We start from the raw sequence: 3284 nt of genomic DNA, 5'->3' as shown, positions 1-3284 counted from the left end.
GGGCCGGAACGGAGCCCCGCCCCCTTGCGGCCCCAGCCTCCCTGCGGCCCCCGCCCCCCTGCGGCCCCCGCCCCTCGCTCAGCCCCCCGTCCGCCCGCCCCGGCCGCCTCCCGCACCGCCGGGGCGATCTCCTCGCCGAGCCGCCTGATCGCCGCCTCGTCGTCCCCGCCCACGACGAAGCCGCTGACGCCGTGCTCGACGGCCAGCTCCGTGAGGAATCCCACGGTCGCCCGCTCCGGCTCCATGAGGTTGATCAGGCGGCGGATCTCGCGCGGGTCCCGGCCCGCCGCCTCCGCCGCCGCGTCGATGCGCGCGTTCATCGCGGGGAGCGCGGCGGCACCCTCCTCCAGGTAGTCCAGCGAGGGGAGCCAGCCGCTGGCGAGCCGCCCGGTGAGGGCGAGCATCCGGGGCCCGTACGCCCCGACCCAGACGCCGATGTCGTGCGCCGGGCGCGGGCCGCGCTTGGCGCCGTCGGCCGTGTAGTACGTGCCCCGGTGGTGCACGCCGCCGCGCGCCCCGGTGTCCCACAGCGCGCGGATCAGGCCGATCGCCTCGGCCAGCGCGTCCACCGACTCCCCGGGCGCCAGGGCGCGGCCGCCCATCGCCGCGACGGCCTCGCGGAAGCCGCCCGCGCCGATCCCCAGCTCGAAGCGGCCGCCGCTGAGCAGGTCCAGCGTCGCGGCGGTACGGGCGAGGACGGCGGGCGGGCGCAGCGGGAGGTTCGTGACGTTCGCGGCGAGGCGCACGCGCGTGGTGCGGGCCGCGACGAAGGCGAGCAGGGACTGCGTGTCGAGGAGCGCCGGCTGGTAGGGGTGGTCCTGGAAGGTCACGAGGTCGAGCCCCGCGCGTTCGCAGCTCACGGCCAGTTCCACGACCTCGGCGGGGCGGGCCGAGGAGGGGGTGAGGAAGGAGCCGAAGAGGAGGTCGTGCCCGTGCTCGCTCATGCGCGACACCCTGCCACGCGCACCCCCGGCGGGGGCGGGCTTCGCCCGGGCCCCGGCCGCCCGGTTACCCTGATGGACGTGGCAGTCGTCGATGTATCCGAAGAACTCAAGTCTCTCTCCTCCACCATGGAGTCGATCGAGGCCGTCCTCGACCTCGGCAAAATGCGCGAGGACATCGCCTCCCTGGAGGAGCAGGCAGCGGCCCCGTCGCTGTGGGACGACCCCGACGCGGCGCAGAAGATCACCAGCAAGCTGAGCCACCTCCAGGCCGAGGTCCGCAAGGCCGAGGGCCTGCGCGGGCGCATCGACGACCTGGGCGTGCTCTTCGAGCTGGCCGCCGACGAGGGCGACGCGGACACGCAGGAGGAGGCGGAGCAGGAGCTGGCCGCCGTGCGCAAGGCGCTCGACGAGATGGAGGTCCGTACCCTCCTCTCCGGCGAGTACGACTCCCGCGAGGCCGTCGTCACGATCCGCGCCGAGGCCGGTGGCGTGGACGCCTCCGACTTCGCCGAGCGCCTCCAGCGCATGTACCTGCGCTGGGCCGAGCGCCTCGGCTACAAGACGGAGCTGTACGAGACGTCCTACGCGGAGGAGGCGGGCATCAAGTCCACGACCTTCGCCGTGCACACCCCGTACGCCTACGGCACCCTCTCCGTGGAGCAGGGCACCCACCGGCTCGTCCGCATCTCGCCCTTCGACAACCAGGGCCGCCGCCAGACCTCCTTCGCGGGGGTCGAGGTGCTGCCCGTGGTCGAGCAGACCGACCACATCGAGATCGACGAGTCCGAGCTGCGCGTCGACGTGTACCGCTCCTCGGGCCCCGGCGGCCAGGGCGTCAACACGACCGACTCGGCCGTGCGCCTGACCCACCTGCCGACCGGCATCGTCGTCTCCTGCCAGAACGAGCGCTCGCAGATCCAGAACAAGGCGACCGCGATGAACGTCCTCCAGGCGAAGCTGCTCGAACGCCGCCGCCAGGAGGAGCAGGAGAAGATGAACGCCCTCAAGGGCGACGGCGGCAACTCCTGGGGCAACCAGATGCGCTCCTACGTCCTGCACCCCTACCAGATGGTCAAGGACCTCCGCACCGAGCACGAGGTCGGCAACCCCGAGGCCGTCTTCAACGGCGAGATCGACGGCTTCCTCGAAGCCGGCATCCGCTGGCGCAAGCAGCAGGAACAGCAGAGCGCCTGAGCCCGGGGACGGGCCCGCCCGTCCCCGGCGGCTCCCGGCGGGCGCGCCCCGCCGCTCGGCTCCTCGCGGCAACTCCCGCCTTCGCCGGGGGAGTTGCCGCTTCTTTTTCTTACGGGAGTCTTCACGGGCGCAAAGCCGGGCGAAGCGGGGTGAGGGGGGCTTAACGCGCTTGACGTGTCTGCGGCGGGCCGGGAGGGTGGCGGGTGGCATACGCGTTTCTGGGGCGTGTGCGCACGGGGGCGTGATCCAGGAGCCCCCCGTCCGCGCGGCCCGTCGCGTCGTCCCACCTACGTATGTACCGCTACTGGGGGTAGCTAGCTCATGACGAACAGAATGCGGGTCCGCGTGGCGCGGGTCGCCGCGGGTGCCGCGATCGCGGCCGGGGCGTCCCTGTCCGCGGCGGGCGCCGCGCACGCCGTCGCCTTCAGCGGCGACTCGGGCCCGGCGGTCGAGGAGACCGACCCGTCCGACCCGGGCACGGACCCCTCCGACCCGGGCTCCGACCCGTCCGACCCGGGTACCGAGATCCCGTCCGGCGATCCCGACCCGTCCGACCCCGGCACGGACCCGTCCGGCCCCGGCACGGACCCGTCCGACCCGGGCACGGATCCGAGTGACCCCGGCACCGACCCGAGCGACCCGGGCACGGACCCCTCCGACCCGGGCACCGACCCGAGCGACCCCGGTACGGACCCGTCCGACCCGGGCACGGACCCGAGCGACCCCGGCACCGACCCGTCCGACCCGGGCACCGAGCCCTCGCAGCCCGGTACGGACCCGAGCGACCCGTCCAGCCCGAGCGCAGGGCCCTCCAGCCCCGGCGCGGACCCGTCCCGGCCGGGCACCCGGCCCTCCGGTGACGCGTCCTCGCCCGCCGCCGGGGGCGGCTCCACCGGCGCCGGGCCCGACAGCCTCGGGCAGCAGCCCGTGGAGCAGGGCGCGCCGAAGGACGAGCTGGCCGAGACCGGCGCCGCCGACACGACCTTCCTGGTCCTCGGTGCCGCGACGATGATCGCGGGCGGCATCGGCTTCCGGTTCCTGCCCCGCCTCGCGGGCCGCGACGGCCGCACGGCCTGACACGCGCGGTGGTGTTTTTTTCTATATGGTTTCGAACTTTTTCTGTTCTTTTTTTTTTTTTTTTTTTTT

General features: G+C 73.8%; 2 protein-coding genes and 1 pseudogene. 2 read left to right on the top strand and 1 reads right to left on the bottom strand.

The annotated features are described in order from the left end of the window. Positions 1-89: 89 nt before the first annotated feature. Positions 90-944 (bottom strand): annotated as a pseudogene (locus SSBG_RS09810) (LLM class flavin-dependent oxidoreductase); the annotation flags it as partial. Between the two features lie 78 nt (positions 945-1022). Here SSBG_RS09810 and prfB point away from each other — a divergent pair. After that, on the top strand, positions 1023-2138 hold the full coding sequence (gene prfB / locus SSBG_RS09805; protein ID WP_008746010.1) for a peptide chain release factor 2: 1116 nt from the start codon (positions 1023-1025) through the stop codon (positions 2136-2138). Positions 2139-2459: 321 nt separating this feature from the next. Beyond that, complete coding sequence (locus SSBG_RS09800; protein WP_008746009.1) at positions 2460-3215, top strand: LPXTG cell wall anchor domain-containing protein; 756 nt, start codon at positions 2460-2462, stop codon at positions 3213-3215. The last annotated feature ends 69 nt before the right edge of the window (positions 3216-3284 follow it).

The organism is Streptomyces sp. SPB074 (assembly GCF_000154905.1).
Classification (GTDB): Bacteria; Actinomycetota; Actinomycetes; order Streptomycetales; family Streptomycetaceae; genus Streptomyces.
The sequence above is the reverse complement of the archived record's forward strand: the minus strand, read 5'-3'. Positions and strand labels throughout refer to the sequence as shown.